Source organism: Azotobacter tropicalis (genome assembly GCF_059739045.1).
Genome location: NZ_AP046059.1, coordinates 1,327,316 through 1,349,668 on the forward strand (window position 1 = coordinate 1,327,316; position 22,353 = coordinate 1,349,668).

The 22,353-nt window shown below is 54.7% G+C and carries 20 protein-coding genes and 3 pseudogenes; 4 read left to right on the top strand and 19 right to left on the bottom strand.

What is annotated here, in order from left to right; translation table 11 throughout:
* Nucleotides 1–23: 23 nt before the first annotated feature.
* From Atro_RS06130 to Atro_RS06140, 3 genes and pseudogenes are all read right to left on the bottom strand, one after another.
* A complete protein-coding gene (locus Atro_RS06130; RefSeq protein ID WP_497927623.1) occupies nt 24–710 on the bottom strand; it encodes an IS5 family transposase in 687 nt (228 codons plus the stop codon).
* Nucleotides 711–848: 138 nt separating this feature from the next.
* Nucleotides 849–1,855: pseudogene (locus Atro_RS06135) on the bottom strand (IS5 family transposase).
* Nucleotides 1,856–2,191: 336 nt separating this feature from the next.
* A pseudogene (locus Atro_RS06140) lies at nt 2,192–3,369 on the bottom strand (IS701 family transposase).
* Between the two features lie 49 nt (nt 3,370–3,418).
* Here Atro_RS06140 and Atro_RS06145 point away from each other — a divergent pair.
* From Atro_RS06145 to Atro_RS06155, 3 genes are all read left to right on the top strand, one after another.
* Entirely contained in the window at nt 3,419–4,447 is a 1,029-nt protein-coding gene (locus tag Atro_RS06145; protein WP_497926872.1) for an IS5 family transposase, read from the top strand.
* A gap of 256 nt (nt 4,448–4,703) precedes the next feature.
* On the top strand, nt 4,704–5,897 hold the full coding sequence (locus tag Atro_RS06150) for an IS4 family transposase (RefSeq protein ID WP_497926873.1): 1,194 nt from the start codon (nt 4,704–4,706) through the stop codon (nt 5,895–5,897).
* 2 nt (nt 5,898–5,899) lie between these two features.
* On the top strand, nt 5,900–6,604 hold the full coding sequence (locus Atro_RS06155; protein ID WP_497926874.1) for an IS5 family transposase: 705 nt from the start codon (nt 5,900–5,902) through the stop codon (nt 6,602–6,604).
* A gap of 20 nt (nt 6,605–6,624) precedes the next feature.
* Here the strand turns inward: Atro_RS06155 and Atro_RS06160 are convergent, their stop codons facing one another.
* From Atro_RS06160 to Atro_RS06170, 3 genes are read right to left on the bottom strand one after another with little or no spacing between them, the layout of a single operon-like run.
* Nucleotides 6,625–8,460, bottom strand: coding sequence for a hypothetical protein (locus tag Atro_RS06160; protein ID WP_497926875.1), 1,836 nt, complete (start codon nt 8,458–8,460; stop codon nt 6,625–6,627).
* Nucleotides 8,403–9,314, bottom strand: coding sequence for a hypothetical protein (locus Atro_RS06165; RefSeq protein WP_497926876.1), 912 nt, complete (start codon nt 9,312–9,314; stop codon nt 8,403–8,405). The genes Atro_RS06160 and Atro_RS06165 overlap by 58 nt, the downstream gene beginning before the upstream one ends.
* Nucleotides 9,315–9,343: 29 nt before the next feature.
* On the bottom strand, nt 9,344–9,829 hold the full coding sequence (locus tag Atro_RS06170; RefSeq protein ID WP_497926877.1) for a hypothetical protein: 486 nt from the start codon (nt 9,827–9,829) through the stop codon (nt 9,344–9,346).
* A 231-nt stretch (nt 9,830–10,060) separates the two neighbouring features.
* Between Atro_RS06170 and Atro_RS06175 the strand changes: the two genes are divergently transcribed.
* Nucleotides 10,061–11,089 (top strand): IS5 family transposase, encoded by a 1,029-nt coding sequence (locus Atro_RS06175; RefSeq protein ID WP_497926878.1) that lies wholly within the window; start codon nt 10,061–10,063, stop codon nt 11,087–11,089.
* 472 nt (nt 11,090–11,561) lie between these two features.
* On the opposite strand, the gene Atro_RS06180 is transcribed toward Atro_RS06175, so the two are convergent.
* The 13 genes and pseudogenes from Atro_RS06180 to Atro_RS06240 form a co-directional block, all read right to left on the bottom strand.
* Nucleotides 11,562–12,086 carry an exopolysaccharide biosynthesis polyprenyl glycosylphosphotransferase gene (locus Atro_RS06180; protein WP_497926879.1) on the bottom strand — a complete coding sequence of 175 codons (525 nt, stop codon included), beginning with the start codon at nt 12,084–12,086 and terminating at the stop codon, nt 11,562–11,564.
* 14 nt (nt 12,087–12,100) lie between these two features.
* Nucleotides 12,101–12,997, bottom strand: coding sequence for a hypothetical protein (locus tag Atro_RS06185; RefSeq protein ID WP_497926880.1), 897 nt, complete (start codon nt 12,995–12,997; stop codon nt 12,101–12,103).
* 45 nt (nt 12,998–13,042) lie between these two features.
* Complete coding sequence (gene rfbD, locus Atro_RS06190) at nt 13,043–13,921, bottom strand: dTDP-4-dehydrorhamnose reductase (protein ID WP_497926881.1); 879 nt, start codon at nt 13,919–13,921, stop codon at nt 13,043–13,045.
* A gap of 10 nt (nt 13,922–13,931) precedes the next feature.
* Nucleotides 13,932–14,470: pseudogene (gene rfbC, locus Atro_RS06195) on the bottom strand (dTDP-4-dehydrorhamnose 3,5-epimerase).
* A complete protein-coding gene (rfbA, locus tag Atro_RS06200) occupies nt 14,467–15,345 on the bottom strand; it encodes a glucose-1-phosphate thymidylyltransferase RfbA (RefSeq protein ID WP_497926882.1) in 879 nt (292 codons plus the stop codon). The pseudogene rfbC and the gene rfbA overlap by 4 nt, the downstream one beginning before the upstream one ends.
* Before the next feature lie 58 nt (nt 15,346–15,403).
* Nucleotides 15,404–15,793, bottom strand: a complete 390-nt coding sequence (locus Atro_RS06205) for a hypothetical protein (protein WP_497926883.1) — start codon at nt 15,791–15,793, stop codon at nt 15,404–15,406.
* The gene (locus Atro_RS06210) at nt 15,790–17,178 is read right to left on the bottom strand and encodes a hypothetical protein (RefSeq protein WP_497926884.1); all 1,389 of its coding nucleotides are present in this window, start codon (nt 17,176–17,178) and stop codon (nt 15,790–15,792) included. The genes Atro_RS06205 and Atro_RS06210 overlap by 4 nt, the downstream gene beginning before the upstream one ends.
* Nucleotides 17,169–18,002: a glycosyltransferase family 2 protein gene (locus Atro_RS06215; protein ID WP_497926885.1), complete on the bottom strand. Its 834-nt coding sequence runs from the start codon at nt 18,000–18,002 to the stop codon at nt 17,169–17,171. The genes Atro_RS06210 and Atro_RS06215 overlap by 10 nt, the downstream gene beginning before the upstream one ends.
* A 15-nt stretch (nt 18,003–18,017) precedes the next feature.
* Entirely contained in the window at nt 18,018–18,374 is a 357-nt protein-coding gene (locus Atro_RS06220; RefSeq protein ID WP_497926886.1) for an EamA family transporter, read from the bottom strand.
* Nucleotides 18,371–19,207 (bottom strand): sugar phosphate isomerase/epimerase family protein, encoded by an 837-nt coding sequence (locus tag Atro_RS06225; protein WP_497926887.1) that lies wholly within the window; start codon nt 19,205–19,207, stop codon nt 18,371–18,373. Before Atro_RS06225 ends, Atro_RS06220 begins: the two co-directional genes overlap by 4 nt.
* Entirely contained in the window at nt 19,204–19,998 is a 795-nt protein-coding gene (locus tag Atro_RS06230; RefSeq protein ID WP_497926888.1) for an NAD-dependent epimerase/dehydratase family protein, read from the bottom strand. The genes Atro_RS06225 and Atro_RS06230 overlap by 4 nt, the downstream gene beginning before the upstream one ends.
* 33 nt (nt 19,999–20,031) lie before the next feature.
* Nucleotides 20,032–21,162: an NAD(P)/FAD-dependent oxidoreductase gene (locus Atro_RS06235; RefSeq protein ID WP_497926889.1), complete on the bottom strand. Its 1,131-nt coding sequence runs from the start codon at nt 21,160–21,162 to the stop codon at nt 20,032–20,034.
* A complete protein-coding gene (locus Atro_RS06240; protein WP_497926890.1) occupies nt 21,162–22,187 on the bottom strand; it encodes a glycosyltransferase in 1,026 nt (341 codons plus the stop codon). Before Atro_RS06240 ends, Atro_RS06235 begins: the two co-directional genes overlap by 1 nt.
* Between the last annotated feature and the right edge of the window lie 166 nt (nt 22,188–22,353).

Here is a 22,353-nt window from a genome sequence, read left to right on the forward strand (position 1 = left end):
CCACACTAGGTTCTGTTGACGTATCAGCGCAGCCATAGCAAAACAGCCGCAAAAGCCAGCATTCCCTTGAAATGGCTGGCCCTCTTCTCATAGCGAGTGGTGATCCGCCGGTAGTGCTTCAGCTTGCCGAACAGGCACTCGATCACGTGCCGCTCCTTGTAGAGATGCCAGTCGCAGGAGCGTTGCTCGATGCGGTTCCGCCTGGCGGGAATGACGGCCTGGATCTGGCGCTCCTTCAGCCAGGCCAGAAGCGGGTTGGCGTCATAGCCCTTGTCGGCCAGCAGTGCCGACGTGGCGATCCCCGCCATGAGTGGGATCGCCTGGCTGATATCGGCCGCTTGGCCTTCCGTCAGGATGAAGCGAATCGGTAACCCCAGCGCATCGGTCAACACATGGATCTTGCTGCTGAAGCCTCCTCGCGAACGCCCCAGTGCCTCCTGGGCCGCAGTACTGCTGGCCGCCCCGGCTGCACAGGCATGGGCACGCACGACGGAGCTGCCGATGCAGACGCGCTGAAGGTCGGCGTCCCGAGCCAGTACCGAGTGAAGCCGGTCCCAGATGCCGAGCCGGCACCAGCGGGTGAAGCGTTTGAAAACGCTGTTCCAGGAGCCGAGGCAACGAGGCAGCATCCGCCATTGAGCGCCGCTGCGTAGTATCCAGAGCACCGCCTCGACAAAGCGGCGACAGCCGAGAGTGCGGGTCAGCCGGATCCCCTTCGGGCACCTCTAAAAACCGCCCTCCGAATCACGCTGAGCGATGAAATACGCGCGTGCTCGCAGCAGAGCTACCCGTCAGGCTCGACGCTCACACGGTAAAGCGGCCCGAGGCAGCCCGGCCAAAGGCCTGGATCAGGCCATTTCCAGCAGACTGCTCATCCTTTTCAGGTTGTACACCGCCGATTTGAGCGTCAGACAAAACTCAGCCCGTGCCAGGCCGATGCTGCGGACGGCCTTGCCGCCCATCTGGGCCAGGCTGGCAAAGACATGTTCGACCCGGGCTCGGGGACTGGCTATGCGTTTGTTTCGTGCCTTGTCCCGTTCACCGATCGGCTTGCCGGCCTGGCCCTTGCGCTGGATAGATGGCCTCCAGCCGATCAGTTGGAGCCAGCGCTCCCGGGGTCTGTCGTGATACCCGCGATCCGCCCAGAACTCCCGGCTGCTATTGCTTCGGTCGAGCACATCCACCAAATGCTGGGTATCGGCCTCGCTGGCATCGCTTACCCGGACGCAGCGAATCAGCTTGTGCCGGCGATCCACGCTGACCGACAGCTTGTAGCCGAAGTACGACTTGCCGTGTTTCTTCGTCCAGCGCGCCTCGACATCCTTTTGCCGGCGCTTGGCGGGCGACCATTCGACCGGTACGGCCTGCTCTTTCACCATGGCCTGCTCATCGGCCGTGTTGTGCTGGATCGGTGCCCGGATAATGCTGGCATCGATGATCTGCCCTCGCGGGCCCGCAAGCCGTGCTCCTGCAACTGGCGCTGCACCTCGGCAAAGATCCGATGCTCGACGTCGGCCTGTACCAGGCGCTCGCGAAAGACCCAGATCGTGTTGCGATCCGGAACTCGGCCGGAGTTTTTCAACCCGGCAAAACGCTGGAAACTCATACGGTCGAGCAGTTGGAACTCCATCTGCTCGTCGGACAGGTTGAACAACTGCTGGAGCACCAGCAGGCGCGTCATCAGCTCTGTTGGATAGGGAGGCCGACCGCCCTTGGCGCGGCTGGGGCGAGGAGCTCTGCAGTCGATCTCGGCTGCCAGGGCGACAAAGTCCACATGCTTGTCCAGTAGAGCCAGTGGGTCGCCCAGGCTATCGAGCCTGGCTTCTCGCTCCTGGTCGGCAAACAGGCTGAACACGGCAGGCTCCGGGGATCAACAAACCGTCGAGTTTACCCTCGGGACGCGAGGGTTTTTAGAGGTGCCCCTTCGTGGCGCTCAGCAGACTTTGGATACGGGACCCGTCGGTATCGCTCAGACGGCTTCTGTCAGTCATGGCAAAAGCCCAGTTTTAGCACTGGGCTTGCGTCAACAGAACCTAGTACTACAGTTGCGATTTTCTTTTCGTATGAGCAATCTGAGCCAAAGCCTGATGCCGCCTGCGCCATATTGACCAGCACATGATCTGATCTGGATTGAAGGCCTTCTGGGTCAAGCGCATGACTACGCGCCGTATTTCCTGCAAGGACCAGCGGATCAGGTGGGATGGGTCAACGCCATCAGGTGCTGGATCGTTTTTTTGGGGATGGGGAGATTAGCCTGCCGACGTATCTTGGCCAGCAAGGCAAAGGCCAGCATGACCAGCGAGACATGACGATGCCAGCCATGCCAGGAGCGGGTTTCGTTGTGATCCAGCCCCAACTCCCCCTTGGCTGCCTCGAACGATTGCTCAATGGACCATCGGTGCCCCTCGACGTGGGCCAGCGTTTTCATGGATGTACCCTGAGGTGCCCAGGTCGAGAAGTATGCCAGTTCACCATCGAGCAAACGGCGGCGGATCAGCAGCCCCCGGTCCAGATGCCCGAGGACTGGGGATCATAGTCGCTGGCCTTTTGATCAGTCAGCCTGAGATAAGCCCAGTCATGCAAGCGTGGCCCCTGGGTACCCTCTCCAGCGGAGTAGCGTTTCCAGGCTGAAGCCGGCAGCCCCTGAGCAATTTCATCGGCACGGGCATAGAGGCTGGGGCTTTTTAGCGTATGGCTGCTTTTGACCCCCAGAACATAACCTTTCCCGGCACGATGCAAGGCCATCTCCAGATGGCTCACTCCATAGACGGCATCTGCTGCAACCCAGGCAAAGGGGGCCTGCGAAGCAATCGCTCTCTCGAGCATGTCCTGAGCCAGCCTGGGCTTGGTCATGAAGCCGATACCCTCAGGAACGCTTGTACTGGCCAGTCGCTCAGGCTGGTCAGTCCACTCCTAGGGCAAATACAGGGCGCGATCAATGAATGCATGGCCATGGCGGGAAGCGTAGGCTGCAAAGACCCCAATCTGACAGCTGGTGACTTTCCCGGCCGAGCCCGTGTATTGGCGAGCAACGCCACAGGAAGCCTGTCCCTTCTTGAGAAAGCCCGTTTCGTCGATGACCAGAACGGCCTGGTCGTCTGCCAGATATTCAAGTGCGTAATCCCGAACCAGATCCCTGAGCGCATCAGCATCCCAGCGACCACGGCCCAGAATGGCCTGCTGCCTCCAGGGGCCGGGATCTCCCGTTGCCTCGGCTCGCATCCAGGCTGTCTTGCGAGGCTCCATACCCAGCAGGCCATCCAGAAAACATCCTGCCGACCGAGCAACCCGCTCCTGAGAGAACAGTGGTCGGAACCGCTCCTTGACTGCTCGTAGTTCTCTGGACCAGAGCTCCAGGGTGGCCTCTATGGGGCACCTCTAAAAACCAGCCCGGCCGCCGGGTAAGATCATCCGCCTGTTGATCACCCGGAGCCTGCTGATGTTCAGTCTGTTTGCCGACCAGGAGCGAGAAGCCAGGCTCGATAGCCTGGGCGACCCACTGGCTCTACTGGACAAGCATGTGGACTTTGTCGCCCTGGCAGCCGAGATCGACTGCAGAACTCCTCGCCCCAGCCGCGCCAAGGGCGGTCGGCCTCCCTATCCAACAGAGCTGATGACGCGCCTGCTGGTGCTCCAGCAGTTGTTCAACCTGTCCGACGAGCAGATGGAGTTCCAACTGCTCGACCGCATGAGTTTCCAGCGTTTTGCCGGGTTGAAAAACTCCGGCCGAGTTCCGGATCGCAACACGATCTGGGTCTTTCGCGAGCGCCTGGTACAGGCCGACGTCGAGCATCGGATCTTTGCCGAGGTGCAGCGCCAGTTGCAGGAGCACGGCTTGCGGGCCCGCGAGGGGCAGATCATCGATGCCAGCATTATCCGGACACCGATCCAGCACAACACGGCCGATGAGCAGGCCATGGTGAAGGCGCAGGCCGTACCGGTCGAATGGTCGCCCGCCAAGCGCCGGCAAAAGGATGTCGAGGCGCGCTGGACGAAGAAACACGGCAAGTCGTACTTCGGCTACAAGCTGTCGGTCAGCGTGGATCGCCGGCACAAGCTGATTCGCTGCGTCCGGGTAAGCGATGCCAGCGAGGCCGATACCCAGCATTTGGTGGATGTGCTCGACCGAAGCAATAGCAGCCGGGAGTTCTGGGCGGATCGCGGGTATCACGACAGACCCCGGGAGCGCTGGCTCCAACTGATCGGCTGGAGGCCATCTATCCAGCGCAAGGGCCAGGCCGGCAAGCCGATCGGTGAACGGGACAAGGCACGAAACAAACGCATAGCCAGTCCCCGAGCCCGGGTCGAACATGTCTTTGCCAGCCTGGCCCAGATGGGCGGCAAGGCCGTCCGCAGCATCGGCCTGGCACGGGCTGAGTTTTGTCTGACGCTCAAATCGGCGGTGTACAACCTGAAAAGGATGAGCAGTCTGCTGGAAATGGCCTGATCCAGGCCTTTGGCCGGGCTGCCTCGGGCCGCTTTACCGTGTGAGCGTCGAGCCTGACGGGTAGCTCTGCTGCGAGCACGCGCGTATTTCATCGCTCAGCGTGATTCGGAGGGCGGTTTTTAGAGGTGCCCGAAGGGGATCCGGCTCTGAGTAATCCCCAGAAATTTTCCCGAAAAATCAAATAGGTAGGGCTTGAAGAGGCCTGCATGGGCGGGCACGTTGGTTGTCGCCAAACAAAAACAGCGTCTCCAGCCCCATGCAGACCGTCCAATTCTTGCACGATGCCTTCGCCAAGGCACTCCTCACGATCCATGCCCGCCGTCTCGAAGCCCTGATGGCCGCGGTGGCCGCCCTGCTGCAAGGCCGCTGCCTGAGCCTGACCGCGCTGGGGCGCTTCCTGCCCGGCTCTGCCTATCCCAAGCATGCGATCAAGCGGGTCGACCGCCTGCTCGGCAACCGGCAGCTGCAGGCCGAGCGGGGGTTGTTCTACTGGGCCATGCTCCGCGCTCTGCTGGGCTCGCTCAGGCATCCCCTGATCCTGGTGGACTGGTCGCCGATCGATGCCGCCGGCAAGCTGTTCCTGCTGCGCGCCGCGATCCCGTTGGCCGGACGTTCGCTGCCAGTCTGTGAAGTCGTCCATCCGCGCGAGGGCTGCCCGCGTTGCCAGAAACGCCTGCTCGAGGCGCTCGCGGCGATGCTGCCGGCCGGCTGTACGCCCATCCTGGTCACCGATGCCGGCTTCCGGCGGCCCTGGTTCCAGGCCGTCGGAGCCATGGGCTGGTATTACGTCGGCCGTGTGCGCAATCGCGATCTGTGCCGATTCGGCGAGCAGCCCTGGCAGCCGGTGAAAAGCCTGTACGCCCTGGCCTCGGCATCGCCGAAACGGCTCGGTTGTCTCGAAATGACGCGCTCGGCGCCTTGGTCCACCCCGCTCTACGCGGTGAAGCAGGCGCCGCGGGGGCGCAAGCACCGGCGCGTCACCGGAAGCGTGGCCCGGGACAAGCGCAGCCGGCAAAACGCGCAGCGCGAAAGCGAGCCCTGGCTGCTGGCCAGCAACCTGCCCGAGGCGCAGTGGAATGCCGCGCAGGTCGCGGCGATCTACAAGCGGCGCATGCAGGTCGAGGAAGGCTTCCGCGACCTGAAGAGCCATCGGCTGGGGTTCGGCCTGGAACAGCATCGAAGCCGCTGCCCGCGGCGCATCGAGATCCTGCTGCTGATTGCCGTGCTGGCCAGCTATGCGCTGTGCCTGCAGGGCCTGCAGGCGCGAGAGGCAGGGCACGAGCGGCGCTTTCAGAGCAACAGCGTCAAGGACAGGCACGTGCTGTCGCTGTGGCGGCTGGGACTGGAGTATGCACGCACTTATGCGGGAGACATTTCCCGGGAGAGGCTGCGGGAGCTGGAGTTGGCTCTGCGGCGGGAGGTCCACCGGCAAACGCAGGAACGGGGGTGATTTTGTGGGGATCACTCAGGATCCGGCTGACCCGCACTCTCGGCTGTCGCCGCTTTGTCGAGGCGGTGCTCTGGATACTACGCAGCGGCGCTCAATGGCGGATGCTGCCTCGTTGCCTCGGCTCCTGGAACAGCGTTTTCAAACGCTTCACCCGCTGGTGCCGGCTCGGCATCTGGGACCGGCTTCACTCGGTACTGGCTCGGGACGCCGACCTTCAGCGCGTCTGCATCGGCAGCTCCGTCGTGCGTGCCCATGCCTGTGCAGCCGGGGCGGCCAGCAGTACTGCGGCCCAGGAGGCACTGGGGCGTTTGCGAGGAGGCTTCAGCAGCAAGATCCATGTGTTGACCGATGCGCTGGGGTTACCGATTCGCTTCATCCTGACGGAAGGCCAAGCGGCCGATATCAGCCAGGCGATCCCACTCATGGCGGGGATCGCCACGTCGGCACTGCTGGCCGACAAGGGCTATGACGCCAACCCGCTTCTGGCCTGGCTGAAGGAGCGCCAGATCCAGGCCGTCATTCCCGCCAGGCGGAACCGCATCGAGCAACGCTCCTGCGACTGGCATCTCTACAAGGAGCGGCACGTGATCGAGTGCCTGTTCGGCAAGCTGAAGCACTACCGGCGGATCACCACTCGCTATGAGAAGAGGGCCAGCCATTTCAAGGGAATGCTGGCTTTTGCGGCTGTTTTGCTATGGCTGCGCTGATACGTCAACAGAACCTAGTGCTACTCAAATTTTCTCTGAAGCAATTTTATATTTTTAATACTAAATGCACTGCAAGCCGATGAATCCTCTATATCAATACGAAGCCCTTTGACATGTTTCAAGGTTAGCCATTGAGGAGACGCATCAACTGGAACAATTAATGTCCCGCTATCAGCCGTAAATCTAATACTGGACTCCTCAACAGGCCCTTGTTCATTATCTCCCCACCAAAATACTTGCATCCGTGCTTCAGAAGCACCACCACTACAGGAAAAATCAAATCTCAAAAGACCAACATCACGCCCAGAAACATTCATTTTAGAAATATCAAATAGCAAAAAAGAGTCTACTCCATTAATTTTATATTCTCCATTTTCGTAACCAAGATGATTCAGAGCCAGCCCTACACTACTATCAAAGCTTTTAATCAAGCTGAATTTTTCTCTCAGTGTCTCCTCTGACCGCCCCCAAGCCACCGGAATCTTATTTAAATCTGGTTGCGAAAATGCATATTGAAATAGCGCCACCCTATAATCACTTATAGCCTCCGGAACAACAATAACTGAGAAACTATTGGGATACCCCGTCACACTTGGGTCCAGCGCTCCCCCATCAAGCCAAATGGCACTATTTTCTCTCCATATCTTTTGTACTTTACGGACTTCACCATTCCTAAAAACAATCTGGTCACCTGATTTAAGAAACGATACAAGCAGGGGATCATCAGCCAGAACTGCAGGAGAGCTTCTATGAACACCCAAATACCAATTAGCATCCGAAACATTTTTAGGCACCACCTCGACCTTAAACTCATTACTGCCTAACAAATATTTCTTACTATACCCAAAAATGAATCCGCCTTCATATTTAGGAACATAATTATCAATGATAAATCGATAAAGATAAGGATTGCGAAGGGCAAGACCACCACCATCATTAGTAATATTACCCCCCTCTAAAAGAGCCACTTTTGGCAAGTCTTGTGAAAGCTGCTGCACTGCACGCTTTTGCTGAGACAATGGCACCATATTGTACGGAGCTGTCACAGCAACTACAGGCTTACGGTTTAAATAAAAATATTGTGCATTACGAGATGTCAAATCAAGATAGGTCTCTCCCGGAGCCAGTTTAGCTCCGAGCAACGCATTAAGTCTAGAAAGACGATTCCAGTGCTCATCCTGTACATGAGCCTTACCAATATTAGGAAGACCGATACTTTGACCATCCTTTAGGATTGGCGTATCTATATCAGAATAAGCAGCATAAACAAGATTAGAAAAAGATAATGGTGCAAAATTTAAAGTAGCACTCATACCAGCAGCCAGCAAAATTAGCGCTACTCTATTATTTAACTTAACCAACCACCATACAGCAAGTGGCAACAAAACTGACCACCCAAAAACTGCAGCGAGACCGGGACGTGAGACGCCATCTGGGTCAATGCGACCCATAGAATAAGGAATTAACAGGAGAGTAAACAAGCAAACAAAAATAACTGGGAAAACTTTATCTCCTCCATGAGCAGCATCTTTAATAGTCACGTAAAACACTAAAATACATGTGATTGGTATTGCAACCCAAGACATACGTATGAGTTCAAACACAAAACCCGATTTTGACCACACACCCCAACTTAGACTCCAAGGAACTCCATAAGCCACTTGATTAATTTGACCGTTCTCTAACACATAGCCAATAGCACCCATTAGCATTGAAATTAATGGCGTAGAACTCCCTAGCACGAGGAGAATAGATAAAGACACCCCTATACTAGCCCACTCACGCTCAAAGGAATGACTCAGCAGTCGCCATACAAAATATGCAACCATAAAAACCGAAGCAAAAACAAGTAACAAGCCTTGCGGGGGACACCTAATATAACAATTGGAGCAGTCAGCAACCATATAGCTAACCACCTTGAAGGACTAGCCCTTAGAAAAGGACTAAACCACAAACAGATGAAAGGAGTAAGAAAAAACCAAGTAAATTTTCCACCTAAAAACAAAATAGCGATAAAAGCTAACCCAATACTACCTGAGAAAAGATATATAGAGATAAAAGCCACAAAAGCCAAAATAGCAAAGCTAATTCGACCAGACTCTGCAACACTTCCTGCAGAACCATCATAAAAAATATATGACAAAAGCAAAGCCAAGTCATCATCTATGAAACCATGCGCCGGAACATATCCTACATAAGGAACTGCTCCCTGTAGATAAGACCACCAACCAAGCAGGCTTTCACCAAAGTGATAATCGTCAGGGCTAATTTGAGGCGCTATAGCGCCCCCCATTTTCAAACCGACTAAGAGCGCAAACAAAGCAATAGGCGACAATAGTTTACTTAAATCATTAACTGCAAACCTATTATGATATCGACGAATTACATCAACCACTCCCCACAAAACAAACCCAGCCACTAAAACTTCAAGCCAAATTGTTGTTTTATATTGAAATACCGAACCATCTGGCTGTACAAACCTTGCAGGGTAAAGTGTCAAAAAAATAAAAGGAAGGCCAATTTGAGAAAAAAATAAAAAAACAGGAGTAATGTGGGACAATTTTTTCGGATTATAGATCGCCAAAAAAAATCCCACCAAAAAACCTAACCCGCCAATTAAGTATGCAAGACTCAAAATTCGGGAAACTTCAGTTACAGCAACAACGGATTTCAGCAGTCGCCCAACCACAAGAGCAATTTCCAACGGCACCAGCGATATCAATAGAAAAGCAAGCCCGCTCAGCCCAAAATCTCGGCACTAATCTTTCTCGAAGCACCACAGAAAAACACTGTTGCAATATAGAAAATCCCGAGAGCGGATATAAAAAATAGTCTCTCATCAAAACCAGACCATATTATTTGGTTAAACAATATAGCAACAACAGGCAAAGACCACCACATAAGCTGATTTGAGAGCTCCACCGCACAAGCTTCGCCATTTATTCTTCGTGACCTTTCAATTAAAAAAGAAAAAAAGAAAAACGAAGCAATGATAACTATGATAAAAACAGGAACCACAATGAGATCTTGAAACTTGCTACCGGCACCCCAAGTAATACTACCAACAACAAAATCAGAATAGCTTGGTGGAATTTCCAACTTTAAGCTAGCCAAAAGTGAAACCACAGCAAGTACGCATGAGGCAGTAGCAGCGGCAAATTTTTCTGTCACTGAAAGCTTATTAATCATTTTTAATCCCAAATCCCCTACAAACACAAGCAACAAAAAAAGCCACCAAAAGCATCTAAGAAAGGTCTGAAAAAGACTTTTTCTGAAAATCACAAGCCAGTAACCATGTGGCCTACAGGGTATGTAGGCCCCGTGAAATGGGGCTTTTCAGAGCTCTCCTAAGATATTAGAAATATCTTAAATCTTAGTTAACATCTCGCTCTTTGGATATCCACTAAAGGGCACCTCTAAAAACCAGCCCGGCCGCCGGGTAAGATCATCCGCCTGTTGATCACCCGGAGCCTGCTGATGTTCAGTCTGTTTGCCGACCAGGAGCGAGAAGCCAGGCTCGATAGCCTGGGCGACCCACTGGCTCTACTGGACAAGCATGTGGACTTTGTCGCCCTGGCAGCCGAGATCGACTGCAGAACTCCTCGCCCCAGCCGCGCCAAGGGCGGTCGGCCTCCCTATCCAACAGAGCTGATGACGCGCCTGCTGGTGCTCCAGCAGTTGTTCAACCTGTCCGACGAGCAGATGGAGTTCCAACTGCTCGACCGCATGAGTTTCCAGCGTTTTGCCGGGTTGAAAAACTCCGGCCGAGTTCCGGATCGCAACACGATCTGGGTCTTTCGCGAGCGCCTGGTACAGGCCGACGTCGAGCATCGGATCTTTGCCGAGGTGCAGCGCCAGTTGCAGGAGCACGGCTTGCGGGCCCGCGAGGGGCAGATCATCGATGCCAGCATTATCCGGACACCGATCCAGCACAACACGGCCGATGAGCAGGCCATGGTGAAGGCGCAGGCCGTACCGGTCGAATGGTCGCCCGCCAAGCGCCGGCAAAAGGATGTCGAGGCGCGCTGGACGAAGAAACACGGCAAGTCGTACTTCGGCTACAAGCTGTCGGTCAGCGTGGATCGCCGGCACAAGCTGATTCGCTGCGTCCGGGTAAGCGATGCCAGCGAGGCCGATACCCAGCATTTGGTGGATGTGCTCGACCGGGGCAACAGCAGCCGGGACTTCTGGGCGGATCGCGGGTATCACGACAGACCCCGGGAGCGCTGGCTCCAACTGATCGGCTGGAGGCCATCTATCCAGCGCAAGGGCCAGGCCGGCAAGCCGATCGGTGAACGGGACAAGGCACGAAACAAACGCATAGCCAGTCCCCGAGCCCGGGTCGAACATGTCTTTGCCAGCCTGGCCCAGATGGGTGGCAAGGCCGTCCGCAGCATCGGCCTGGCACGGGCTGAGTTTGGTCTGACGCTCAAATCGGCGGTGTACAACCTGAAAAGGATGAGCAGTCTGCTGGAAATGGCCTGATCCAGGCCTCTGGCCGGGCTGCCTCGGGCCGCTTTACCGTGTGAGCGTCGAGCCTGACGGGTAGCTCTGCTGCGAGCGCGAGCGTATTTCATCGCTCAGCGTGATTCGGCGGGCGGTTTTTAGAGGTGCCCTAAATGGGCAGCCGCAAATTTTTAGTGCAACCCCTGACCACTTCGGTAAGGTTGTGCATAAGGCACTAGCGGCCTGTGCGGTTAGTTTGTTAACTCAAGTTCGAATGACTATGGTTCCGAGACAAGGCGCCTCGACGAGTCATATTAGTCCGGCAATACAATAGGGCACTTTCTAGTTTTTGTTTTTTCCATGAAAATCAAAAGATTAGATAAATTCAAGCATGTGCATTATTTGTGCTTTCGTATTGCCGGATTAATAGCAGGGCTATGGCGAGGAGTGGCAACGCAGTATCGGGGCCACAGGCGCCGAAATTGACTAACTGAACTAACCAAACAGGCAACTAGTAATCAATAAGCGTTCTTGTTGACGAACCCTTGAACACCGTCAGGAAAATAATTTTCAGGTCCAGCCACAGCGACCAGTTGTCGATGTACCAGAGGTCGAACTCCACCCGCTTCTGCATCTTCTCCAAGGTATCTGTCTCGCCGCGATAGCCGCTGACCTGCGCCCAGCCGGTGATGCCCGGCTTAACCTTGTGACGCTGCATGTAGGACTCGACCAAGTCCTTGTAGTACTCGTTGTGCGCCAGCGCATGGGGGCGCGGGCCGACGATGGACATGCGCCCCTGCAGCACGTTGAAGAACTGCGGCAGTTCGTCGAGGCTGGTACGGCGCAGGAAGGCGCCCAGCCGCGTGATACGGGCATCCTGGCGCGTGGCCTGGGTCACCTCGCCACTCTCCTCCCGGTGCACCACCATCGAGCGGAACTTGTAGACCTTGAAGCGCTTGCCGTTGATGCCGGTTCGGTATTGCTTAAACAGCATCGGCCCCCGCGAGGTGAGCTTGACGGCCAGGCCGATCAGCACGCAGACGGGAAGGATCAGCAGGGTGATCGGATGCCGACCAGCAGGTCCTCCAGCCGCTTGATCGTCCGCGCCGGGCCATCCATGGGGCTGCAGCTCAGGTCTAGGGTATAGAGGCCGGCGATATGGCTGATCTTGTGATTGAGCAGGCGAATGTCGCCCCATTCGGGAATGTAGCGCACGGACACCGTGTGGTGGCGCAACGCATAGAGGACCGAACGAACAGCACCTCCCTCGCTCAACGGCAGGCAGAGCCAGACCTCATGGACTCCGTGCGCCTTCACCTGGGCGACCAGCATATCGAGCCAGCTCTCGTCATGGCCCAGCGGCAGGCTGTGAACCACCTTGAAACCGTATTCCCCGAGTGCCCGGGCATTGCTCAGCTGCCTTGCACAGCCGCCCCCCGCATCCACCAGCAACACGGTTTTCAGGTTCCTGCCGGAGCCTCTCAGGCGCCGCAGCGACAGGAAGACGGAAAGACGCAGCAAGGCACACAAAGTCCAACTGGTCAGCAGCGTGCCGACGAGCCAGAGGCGCGAATAGTCCTCCGACACCTTGAGCAGGAAGGACAGCGAAAACAGGATGCCTGCGGCGGCGAGCCAGGCGATGGACAGCCTGCCGAACTGGCGCCGGAATGGCTGGCCGCGTTGGGAACCGTAGACGCCTCCCAGCCCCAGGCAGAACAGGATGACGATACCGCTCAGAAAGGTCGCCGTGTTGTAGCGCCCCGGCATGTCGAAATCGCCAAAACGGAAATAGTGGGCCAGAAAACCCGAACCGACGATGATCGACAGATCCAGCAGTGCCACGAACAGGGCGACCGGATAACGCTCGGCAAAGGTGGGCTGGTAATGGGGGATGGAAGGCATATCCTTACTGAAAACTCCAACGGGACGGGACGACGCGCTGCGCATACTAATCCCTTGATAATAAAAGTGTGAGTCGTCCCTGCCTCCCTACTATTTCCCCAGCTCCATCAGCACGGCCCGCAACTCATCCCGCCAGTCGCTCGGCGCAATGCCATGGGCTTCGCGCAGCTTGCTGCAATCCAGCACCGACCAGGCCGGCCGTCTGGCCGGCGTGGGATACTGTGCCGTGGCGATGGCATGCACCACGGGCAGCCGCGGCAACAGCCCCAGCTCGTGCCCCTGCCTGAAGATCTCTTGGGCAAAGTCGTGCCAGGTGCAGGCCGGCGTGCCGCTGTAGTGATAGAGCCCCCAGTGCAACGAACCCTGCTCCCGGTACTGCCGGGCCAGCGACCAGAGCGTACGGGCGATGCTCGCTGCCGAGGTCGGGCAGCCGCGCTGGTCGGCCACCACCGACAACTCCTCGCGCTCGCGTCCGAGCCGCAGCATGGTCTTCACAAAATTATTGCCGTGGGCGCCGAACACCCAGCTGGTGCGCAGGATCATGGGCCGGGAGCAGCCCGCCAGCAGCGCCTGCTCCCCAGCCAGCTTGCTCGCCCCATAGACACCGGTGGGACCAGTGGCATCCTGCTCACGGTAAGGCTCGCCGGCATCCCCGGCGAACACGTAGTCGGTGGAGATGTGCAGCAGCGGGATGCCCAGTCGCTCCGCCGCCGCGGCGAGATTGGCCACACCGTCGCGGTTCACCGCAAAGGCGCGCTCCGGCTCGCTCTCGGCCTTGTCCACCGCGGTGTAGGCCGCCGCATTGACGATCAGTTGCGGCCGCACTTGCTCCACCATCGCTGCCATCCGGTTGGCATTGGCGATGTCCAGCTCCGCCGAGCCCATGCCTACTGCCTCGAAGCCTTCGGGCGCCAGGCGCATCAGTTCGTGGCCGACCTGGCCGCGGGCGCCGGTAATCAATACACGCATGTGAAGCCCCTCAGCTCTTGCCCAGCAGCTCGCGCAACGTCGGATTGGCCTGATCCTTCGCCGACAGCTGCGGTGCTTCCAGCGGCCAGGGAATGTTCACATCCGGATCGTTCCAGATCAGCCCGCCCTCATCCGCTGGGAAATACAGCTCGGTGCACTTGTACTGGAAGTCCGCCACCTCGCTGAGCACGCAGAAGCCATGGCGTAGCCCGGCGGAATCCACAGCTGGCGGTGGTTCTCGTCGTTCAGCTCGACGCCGACGAACCGGCCACAGGTCGGCGACTGAGGATTTATGTCCACCGCCACGTCATACACGGCGCCACGGCCGACGCTGACCAGCTTGCCTTGCGGCCGGGTCCGCTGGAAATGCAGCCCGCGCAGCACACCACGCTGCGAGCGTGAATGGTTGTCCTGGACGAACGGCAGATCGATGCCGACCTCGCGGTAACGCTCGACCTGAAAGGTTTCCAGGAAGAAGCCGCGGTGATCGCCGAAGACCTTCGGCTCGATGATCAATACGCCGGGCAATGCCGTTTCGATGACCTTCATTGCACAGCCTCCTGAGTCAGTAGGTGCTTGAGGTATTGACCATAGCCGGTCTTGCTCAGCGCTTCGGCCTGACGGCCCAGTTGCTCGGCGGACAGCCAGCCTTGGTTGAAGGCGATCTCTTCCAGGCAGGCAACCTTCAGTCCTTGGCGCGCCTCGATGGTCTGCACGAAATGGCTGGCCTCCATCAGCGAATCGTGGGTGCCGGTATCCAGCCAGGCGAAGCCGCGGCCGAGCAGGCTCACATGCAGATCGCCACGCTGCAGATAGGCATTGTTCACGTCGGTGATCTCCAGCTCGCCACGGGCGGAAGGCTTCACCTGCCTGGCGATTTCGACCACATCGTTATCGTAGAAATACAGGCCGGTCACCGCGTAGCTGGATTTCGGTGCCTTGGGCTTCTCCTCGATGGAAACCGCCTTGCCCGCCGCATCGAACTCCACCACGCCGAAACGCTCGGGATCGGAGACGTGGTAACCGAATACCGTGGCACCACGCTCGCGGCTCGCCGCCTCGCGGAGCATGGCGCTGAAACCATAGCCGTAGAAGATGTTGTCGCCGAGGATCAGACACACGCTGCTGTCGCCGATGAATTCCTCGCCGATCAAAAAGGCTTGGGCCAGCCCGTCCGGGGAAGGCTGTTCAGCATAGCTCAACTGGATACCGAAGTCGGAACCGTCGCCCAGTAGCTTGCGGAAGTTGGGCAGATCGTCCGGCGTGGAAATCACCAGGATCTCGCGAATACCCGCCAGCATCAGCACCGACAGCGGGTAGTAGATCATCGGCTTGTCGTAGATCGGCAGCAGCTGCTTGGAGACGCCGCGGGTGATGGGGTGCAGGCGGGTGCCGGAACCGCCGGCGAGGATGATGCCCTTCATTGGATACCTCAAGAATATCATTTATAAAATCTTTTTTATTTCATCGGAACGACTGTCATCACAACAAAGGGCAACCCGGCGTGAACTGCCTTTTTCCATCACTGTACTCATAGACGATGCAAGTCTTGATATCACCATGTTCATCATGGCTTTCCCAAGTACTTATACCACCACCTGTAACAGACACAATTTCGCCTAACCCATAGTGGTGCGAGTCGAGATCGAAGTAGTGATATTTATTATCTGCCAGGTCAGGCAAGGAAAATCGCTGAACAAACACTGATCCGTCATCCCGTCGCAAATGTAACTCGGCAACACCTGGATTTTCTCGAACATGTGTTCCGAACATTACCCACAGCCGCTGGATAGCCACCCCCGCATCCTGAGGATAGCTGCCCATAAAAAGCTTAATTGGGCTATCCGCCCCAAGCTGTTGACTGGGCTTCATCCTATATGCCCCATCGGGGGCGAAGCTTGTTTCAGCCCACTGTACTTACAACGAGACTTATCAATAACATCATTCGGAACAGACATTTGCCAACCAGGCATATCCGGATAAATCTGTACAAATGAAGAAGATTTATCTATGGAGCTTTTGCTCAGGCACACCTGATCGCGAAAATCAAACTGCCCTTTGATCGCCATTTTTGTGCTGTTTATCTCGAGAAAATACGACGAATGCCAGCCATATATCCATACCACAGCTGATAGCGCCATCACCCCCAAGAGCCTAGCACCCAAATTTCTAGAAATAAAAATCTGAGATAGCGAAACCATGGTAAGAAATACAACCAAAACATTTATTCCCATAAAATATCTATCTGGGAACGTGATCTGGTAGTTCGACAAAAGGTCTGTCAAACCTGGGCGCATGGCAATAGTTGCCACATCATAAAGAGCCAAAGTGACAGCCAAAAACAACATTACCTTTCTGGCCGCCTGGCTTTTTGCAATCCAAAATGAAAACCCGACAAGAAAGACCCACAATCCGAAAAGCCCAAACACAACCTTATCGGACAAAGACTCATACCAAGGGAATGCAAAAGGATAGATAATTGCCCTGCCAATAAAAGCCTCAACAAAGCCTTCACTTACAAACTCCCCAGGAATTCCTCCCTTGCCGCCCATTCGCGGCAAAAGAAACGCCAAGAGAATCGCAAAAGGAATGACAAGGGTTAGATTTCTCTTGAGAGAGACCTGAAGATCGAAATTCTTAAAAAAATCCCAAATTAAATATAGAAAAGCTATGGCAAACACAACCGGATTGGTAGCCGCACACAGAAACAAAACAGCATCAATCACTATTCTTACATATGTTGTTATTTGATCACGCCAGAATAACAACATCACAGAGACCAGCGGAATATAGAAGCCGATCTGCAGAACGCGCCCAATTATTTCATTCTGGGACATGCCAAGCGGTAGAAGGAGCAGCAACAAGTAGAGCCCTCCCCTGAATACTACCGGCATAAATCCTCTAGTTATTAAAAATGCACCCGTCGCGACTGCAGAAAAAAAACAAAAAGACACTAATGCAATCGATTCGGGCAACAGGATGATTGGATTTCCTGCAACCCATGAACTGAGCTTAGTAGAAATAAACAAAAGCAGGATGTTTAAAAATACAAAATAATCTTCCCTAGCATGAACGAGAGCATAGCCCCAGCCGCTCGACAACCCAAGCCCAGTCCACATTCCATCTTCCGCATAAACAATGGGGTTCAAGATTGGATCTGGATTACGCACAAAAAGCAAAACCATCCCAATAAAAAACAAAACAATCGCCGGACAGCAACTGATTATTTTTTTCGAGACCTTTTCTTCTACCGACATTTTTCGACGTCCATCGGCGAATCGTATTTACCGAAACAAGCACGCAAAAGCACCAGCAACACAGATAGATTCCCTTTGAAACTGCTGATTTTTGTTGGAACCTCTCCTTTCGGATAGCGCCGAACACTTGGCAATTCGATGCAGCGATAGCCAAGCTTAGGGACACGATAGGAAAGATAGGCAAGCAGCTCGTAGGTCATGAACACATCACGAAACGGCGCAACACTCCGATCAAGCAACATTTTTCGACTATAGGCACGAAAGCCCTGGGTCGTATCAGTCCATTTGAAGCCGGAAAACAGACTTAACATGGGCGCATGAATGAAACGAATGGCAAAATCTCGCGACTTAGGCGTGTTCTCCGCCACTCCTCCAGTGATGAAACGGGAGGCCTGCACGAAATCCACTCCCTGCTTCAGGGCATCAATAAAGTGGGGTATGGCCTCCGGATCGTCCTTGTCATTGCCATCAATGGTGACAATCCCTTCATAGCCTTGGTCGAGCGCAAAAGCGTAGGCACAGCGGAGCTGCGCACTCAACTTACCCGGCCCAGTCTTGACCAGCAGTCCACGGACGGCATTCTGCTGCAGCGACTCCAGTGACAGCGAATCATCTGTGCTGCCGCCATCGATAATGATGATATCGGCAATGTCCCCGATTTTCAGGGTGGCCATTCTGGCTAGCAGGCTCTTGATTCGTTCTCCTTCATTGATGACTGGAATCACGACACAGCATTGGTGCAGCCGTCCAAGCCACAGAGGCGTATCGAAAGTGGGCACTTGCCAGCTGTCACGAACGTCAGAAGCAATATCAGAAGTAATCATTGTAGATTCTTATCATTAGGCCACTCGGGCCGTAATTAGTACTACGCCGGCGATCACCAATACGATCCCCGCCCCCGTCGTCCAGTGGAAGGACTCCCGGAAAATCAGCACTGAAAACAGGGCAACAGTCGCCACGGCTCCGGCGGTCAGAACAGGATGCGCCACATTGAGAGGAAGTCGAGCCAAGGCGGCGGCATAGAGCAGGAAAGCGGCACCATAAAGCCCGAGCCCCAACCAGAACGGCCAGTTGTTCAACGCGGCCATGGGATCACTGAGGGAAGGGAACTTTCGCGGTGGTATCATGGCTATCTTGACCAGAACGCTCGCAGAAGCATTAGAGGCAATGCCAAGAATCAGGATGAGCCATTTCATAGGCGGGCTCCAGTTCCGTCACCACGGTAATACCGAATTGCTACCTTAAGGGCTCGCTCAATCGATACCTCGTGTGGTTCTTTTTGGGTTGCCAGCATTTCGATGGAAACAACATGATCAGGCAAAAGCTGCCTCAGCACCGCGTATATTTGGCTGTGCTCGGCTCCCCCGTCTCCCAAAGGGAGCAGGTCAGGCTCACTGGCATGAATGTGTCCAATAAGTGATGAAAATTCGCGCAACACGGCCTCTGGATCTTCTCCATTGATGCTGAGTGCGCCCGTATCCAGCTGCATCCTGATGGATGGGTGCGCGACCTCCCTCACCACTCGTGCAGTCTCGGCACTGCTGGTCATGAAGTTGGCACCATAGCAGGATGGGTTAGGTTCGAGGCAAATAAGCACGTTGTGCGATTGGGCGATATTTCCAAGCCGTCGAAAAAAATCGACAGCGATATCCAGGCTTTCCTCATCGCTCAACCCGCTGCAATCTCGATTCTTCGGCGACCCGAAGACCAGACGTCTCGCCCCCAAACCGGCTCCGATACGGCACACGGCGGTGAGATGTTGCAGCATTGCCTCTTGGGCTTCGAGCGAACCAAAGACGTTCAAGCCAGTTGTACCAAACAACAGTGCTTGCATACCGGTAATTTCGATACCACGCTCGGCCCACCAGTTGTTGACACGGAGAATGTCTTCGTCTGCCGCCTTGGCGGGCTCGGAGAAATACTTGCCAGGCGCGATATCAATCGCGTCGATACCAAAGCGTTGAAGCAGCGTCGCTATTGCTTCATCCTCGCTGGTATCCCAGGCAATATTTGAAATGGCCAGCCTCATGCCTTCGCTCCCGGCTCGGAGTTTATTGTCACTGGCTCAGACTGTGCGTAGGCCCTGATGGCCTGGATGGTTTCGCGCTTGCTGTATTGGTAATGCCCCGAGGCACCGAAAATAGAGGCATGACGGGTACGCATATTGTATGTAGCCGGGGGGGTGGCCAAGATATGATCAAAGGGCTTTCCAAAACCTTGCTCGGAAATTTCCCTCACACTGATCGGCGCCGCAGTCAAGTGAACCAACCTCAAGCCAGCATTGAGTGAGGTTTGAATGTCATACCAGAGATTGACCATCGGATAAAACTGAAAAACACCACGACTATCGATCGCATGTACATTGTTTTCATTGAGGAAGTCGAAAATCACATTCTTTCGCAAGCCTGGCCCAACCAGACCGGGAAGGCGAACGATCAGATAGTTGGTAAAATGGCTTTCGACGAACCTTTCCAGCAGACGGCGATGCAAGCCATAAGCATGCAGTCCCAACTCGTCTACAGGCGTCTCTTCATCGACATCTACAGGGCTCTTGAAGACATCGACCGTGCTAACAAGAATGAAGGTTTTGCACTGGATGGTTTTCAGATGTGCAATCAGGCCATCTATCTTTTGCAGGTCCGCTTCTGGCTCCCGGTTGGCAATCCACTTTTGAGCTGGAGCACCCGCACAGACAACGGTGTCGAACGTTTGGCCGTCAATACCATCGATAGTGGTTGAGCGATAAATCGACTCAAAATTCCCCTGCTTGAGAAGTGTACTTCCCACAAAGCCCGAGAACCCAATTAAAGCATTAGACATGTGTCGCTCCAGATTCATCCTGCCCTTGATTCGCTATAGCCTGAACGGCTCCGCATCCAGTTTCTCAAGAACATCATAAATATTGTCAATTTTTCCGCCTAGCACTGAATAACATCCGGGCAATTCAGGATGCTTTTCAAACAGAATGGGCCTCCCATCATCGGCCTCATTCTTCATCAGAACGGTTTTGACCTCGAACAAGGAATCAATGTGCCTGGCATCAAGCGCTGAGGGGATATATCGTCCAGTGTCCCTCAGCATACGGTCTACACGGGTTAAGCATTCGTATTGCTTGAGTTTCAGGTAAGGGTCAATTCCTTGCCTATCACTCCAGTGTAGATGTGGGGTGTAGCGGACGTGAGAGAGTGTATGCAGTCCACGTGCTGGAAATGGCATTATGGAAAAAAATGGACCATCCATCACCGTAATGCCTAGTCCCTGGAGTTCAGTCGGCATTTGCATAAGAGCCATTTCCGTAATCTCATGCTTGAGAGCTGTATGTGTGCCAGGAAAATCACCCTCAAACTGGTTTAGCCCGCTATAGGTACAGTTGAATACGTAGCGGCAGGAAATCAATTCCTTGCCACCCTCGCCGTGCTGCATGGCAACAGCGAGTGTCCCATTCGCCCTCTTTGATATACCGATGACGCGTGTGTCAAAACGGACTCGCACACCAGTTTCTTTGAGCTCGTGCTCAGCCCAGCTAGCTAGCCTTGTCGTATCGAACGAATACTCTTCGACCAGAAAAACGTCTTCGATCAATCGTGGTTCAAATAACGCTCTTAAAGCTAGCTCTGCAGGTTGAATCTTGGCGCCAATCTCCCGACAGAAACGCTCAAACTGCTTGGCTGTGACTTTTGAATTACGGCGTGCAATGGCATATAGCTTGGTGAAATCCTGCTTCACCGCATTCGGCCAGTCACGTACAAATCTGGGTAGATTCACTCGACTTCGATAAGCCGTCGTAAAACTGCGTGGATAATGATAGCCGTTGTGTACACGAGCCTGATTGCTATAGGAGGCTCGCATAAGAAGAGCCGGCTCTCGCTCTACAAGAACGACACGCTTGAAGCCACGCTGCCTGGCGAGATAAATGGCAATTGCGGCGCCGTAAAAACCACCTCCAACAATGACAGCCTCTTGATCCATATCAGTGGCTATCATCAGGAAACTCGCTCGGCACCGGAGTCAGGCATATAGGTTGGCCTTGATGCTACCGTCTCAATGTTCAATTTTTCATGACGGGTCATGCGAGCACTGGTAAATTCCTGGGCGACATGATAGAGCGGCCCCTCGTTCGACAAACTGGCCATATGCAGAATGTATTCGCCAAGGACAAGAAGAACGAGAGAAATCAAGAAGAACATGCCGGACTGTTGCAAGGACAAGCTGACCCAGCCGGGTGCTATGTCTGTCTTCAGAAGACCGATGGCGAGGACGTAAACCGAATACACAAGGTTGGCAATAGCCCCAAACAAAGAGAGGGAGGTGACGAGACGCATAGGTGCGCGCGTGGTTGAAACCAGCAGCCGCATGCCCCTGTCTATGCTTTCGCCCAACCGTTTGGTGTGCGAAATTTTTGGAACTGCGCTGTAGTTGAGATTAGCGCGAGCAAAGCCCCCGGTCGCAGGAAGATAACGATAGGTGATCGCAGGCTGAGGATGCTGGAGAATGAAATTGACTACCCGCTTGCTCAGAATGCGGTATTGTGGAGCCTCCGTAGCCAGATGAATACCATTGAACCATTTATAGGCCCCATGAAAAATGGCATAAGCGCCTGTATAGGCGAGGCTCTGCTTAGGCTTCTGGCTATTGTTGGCAAAAACTACATCAGCACCGCTGACAGCCTTATCGAGCATATCCGGCAGAAAGGCTATGTCGTCTACCAGAGGGTCGATTACAGCGACAAAGTCACCCAAGGCATTTTCCAGGCCAACCCATGATGCGGTATCAGCATTTACCTCTTTAGTCAGTGCAAACACCTGCAAATTAGGTTGCCCATTCTCTCCCGTCAATCTTTTCAGCACAGCAACACTATCGTCATCCGACGCATTGTCTACGATGATGACTTCATAATCGCTTACAAGCGAAGAAATATCGACGGCGGCCTCTGTTAATATTTTTTCGATATGCTCAGCCTGGTTGCGCACAACAAACACAACTGAAAGAAAGACGGGAAAGAATGCCATTCGGAGTTCTCTTGATATAATGACAAGGTAATTTTACAAAATAGCTGAGGCAATCAATCTGCCTCTCCCAGCCTACCCAACCGATAATCACCATTCAGTACCCGCTGCCACCACAGGCGATTGTCCAGATACCACTGCACGGTCTTGCGGATACCGCTCTCGAAGG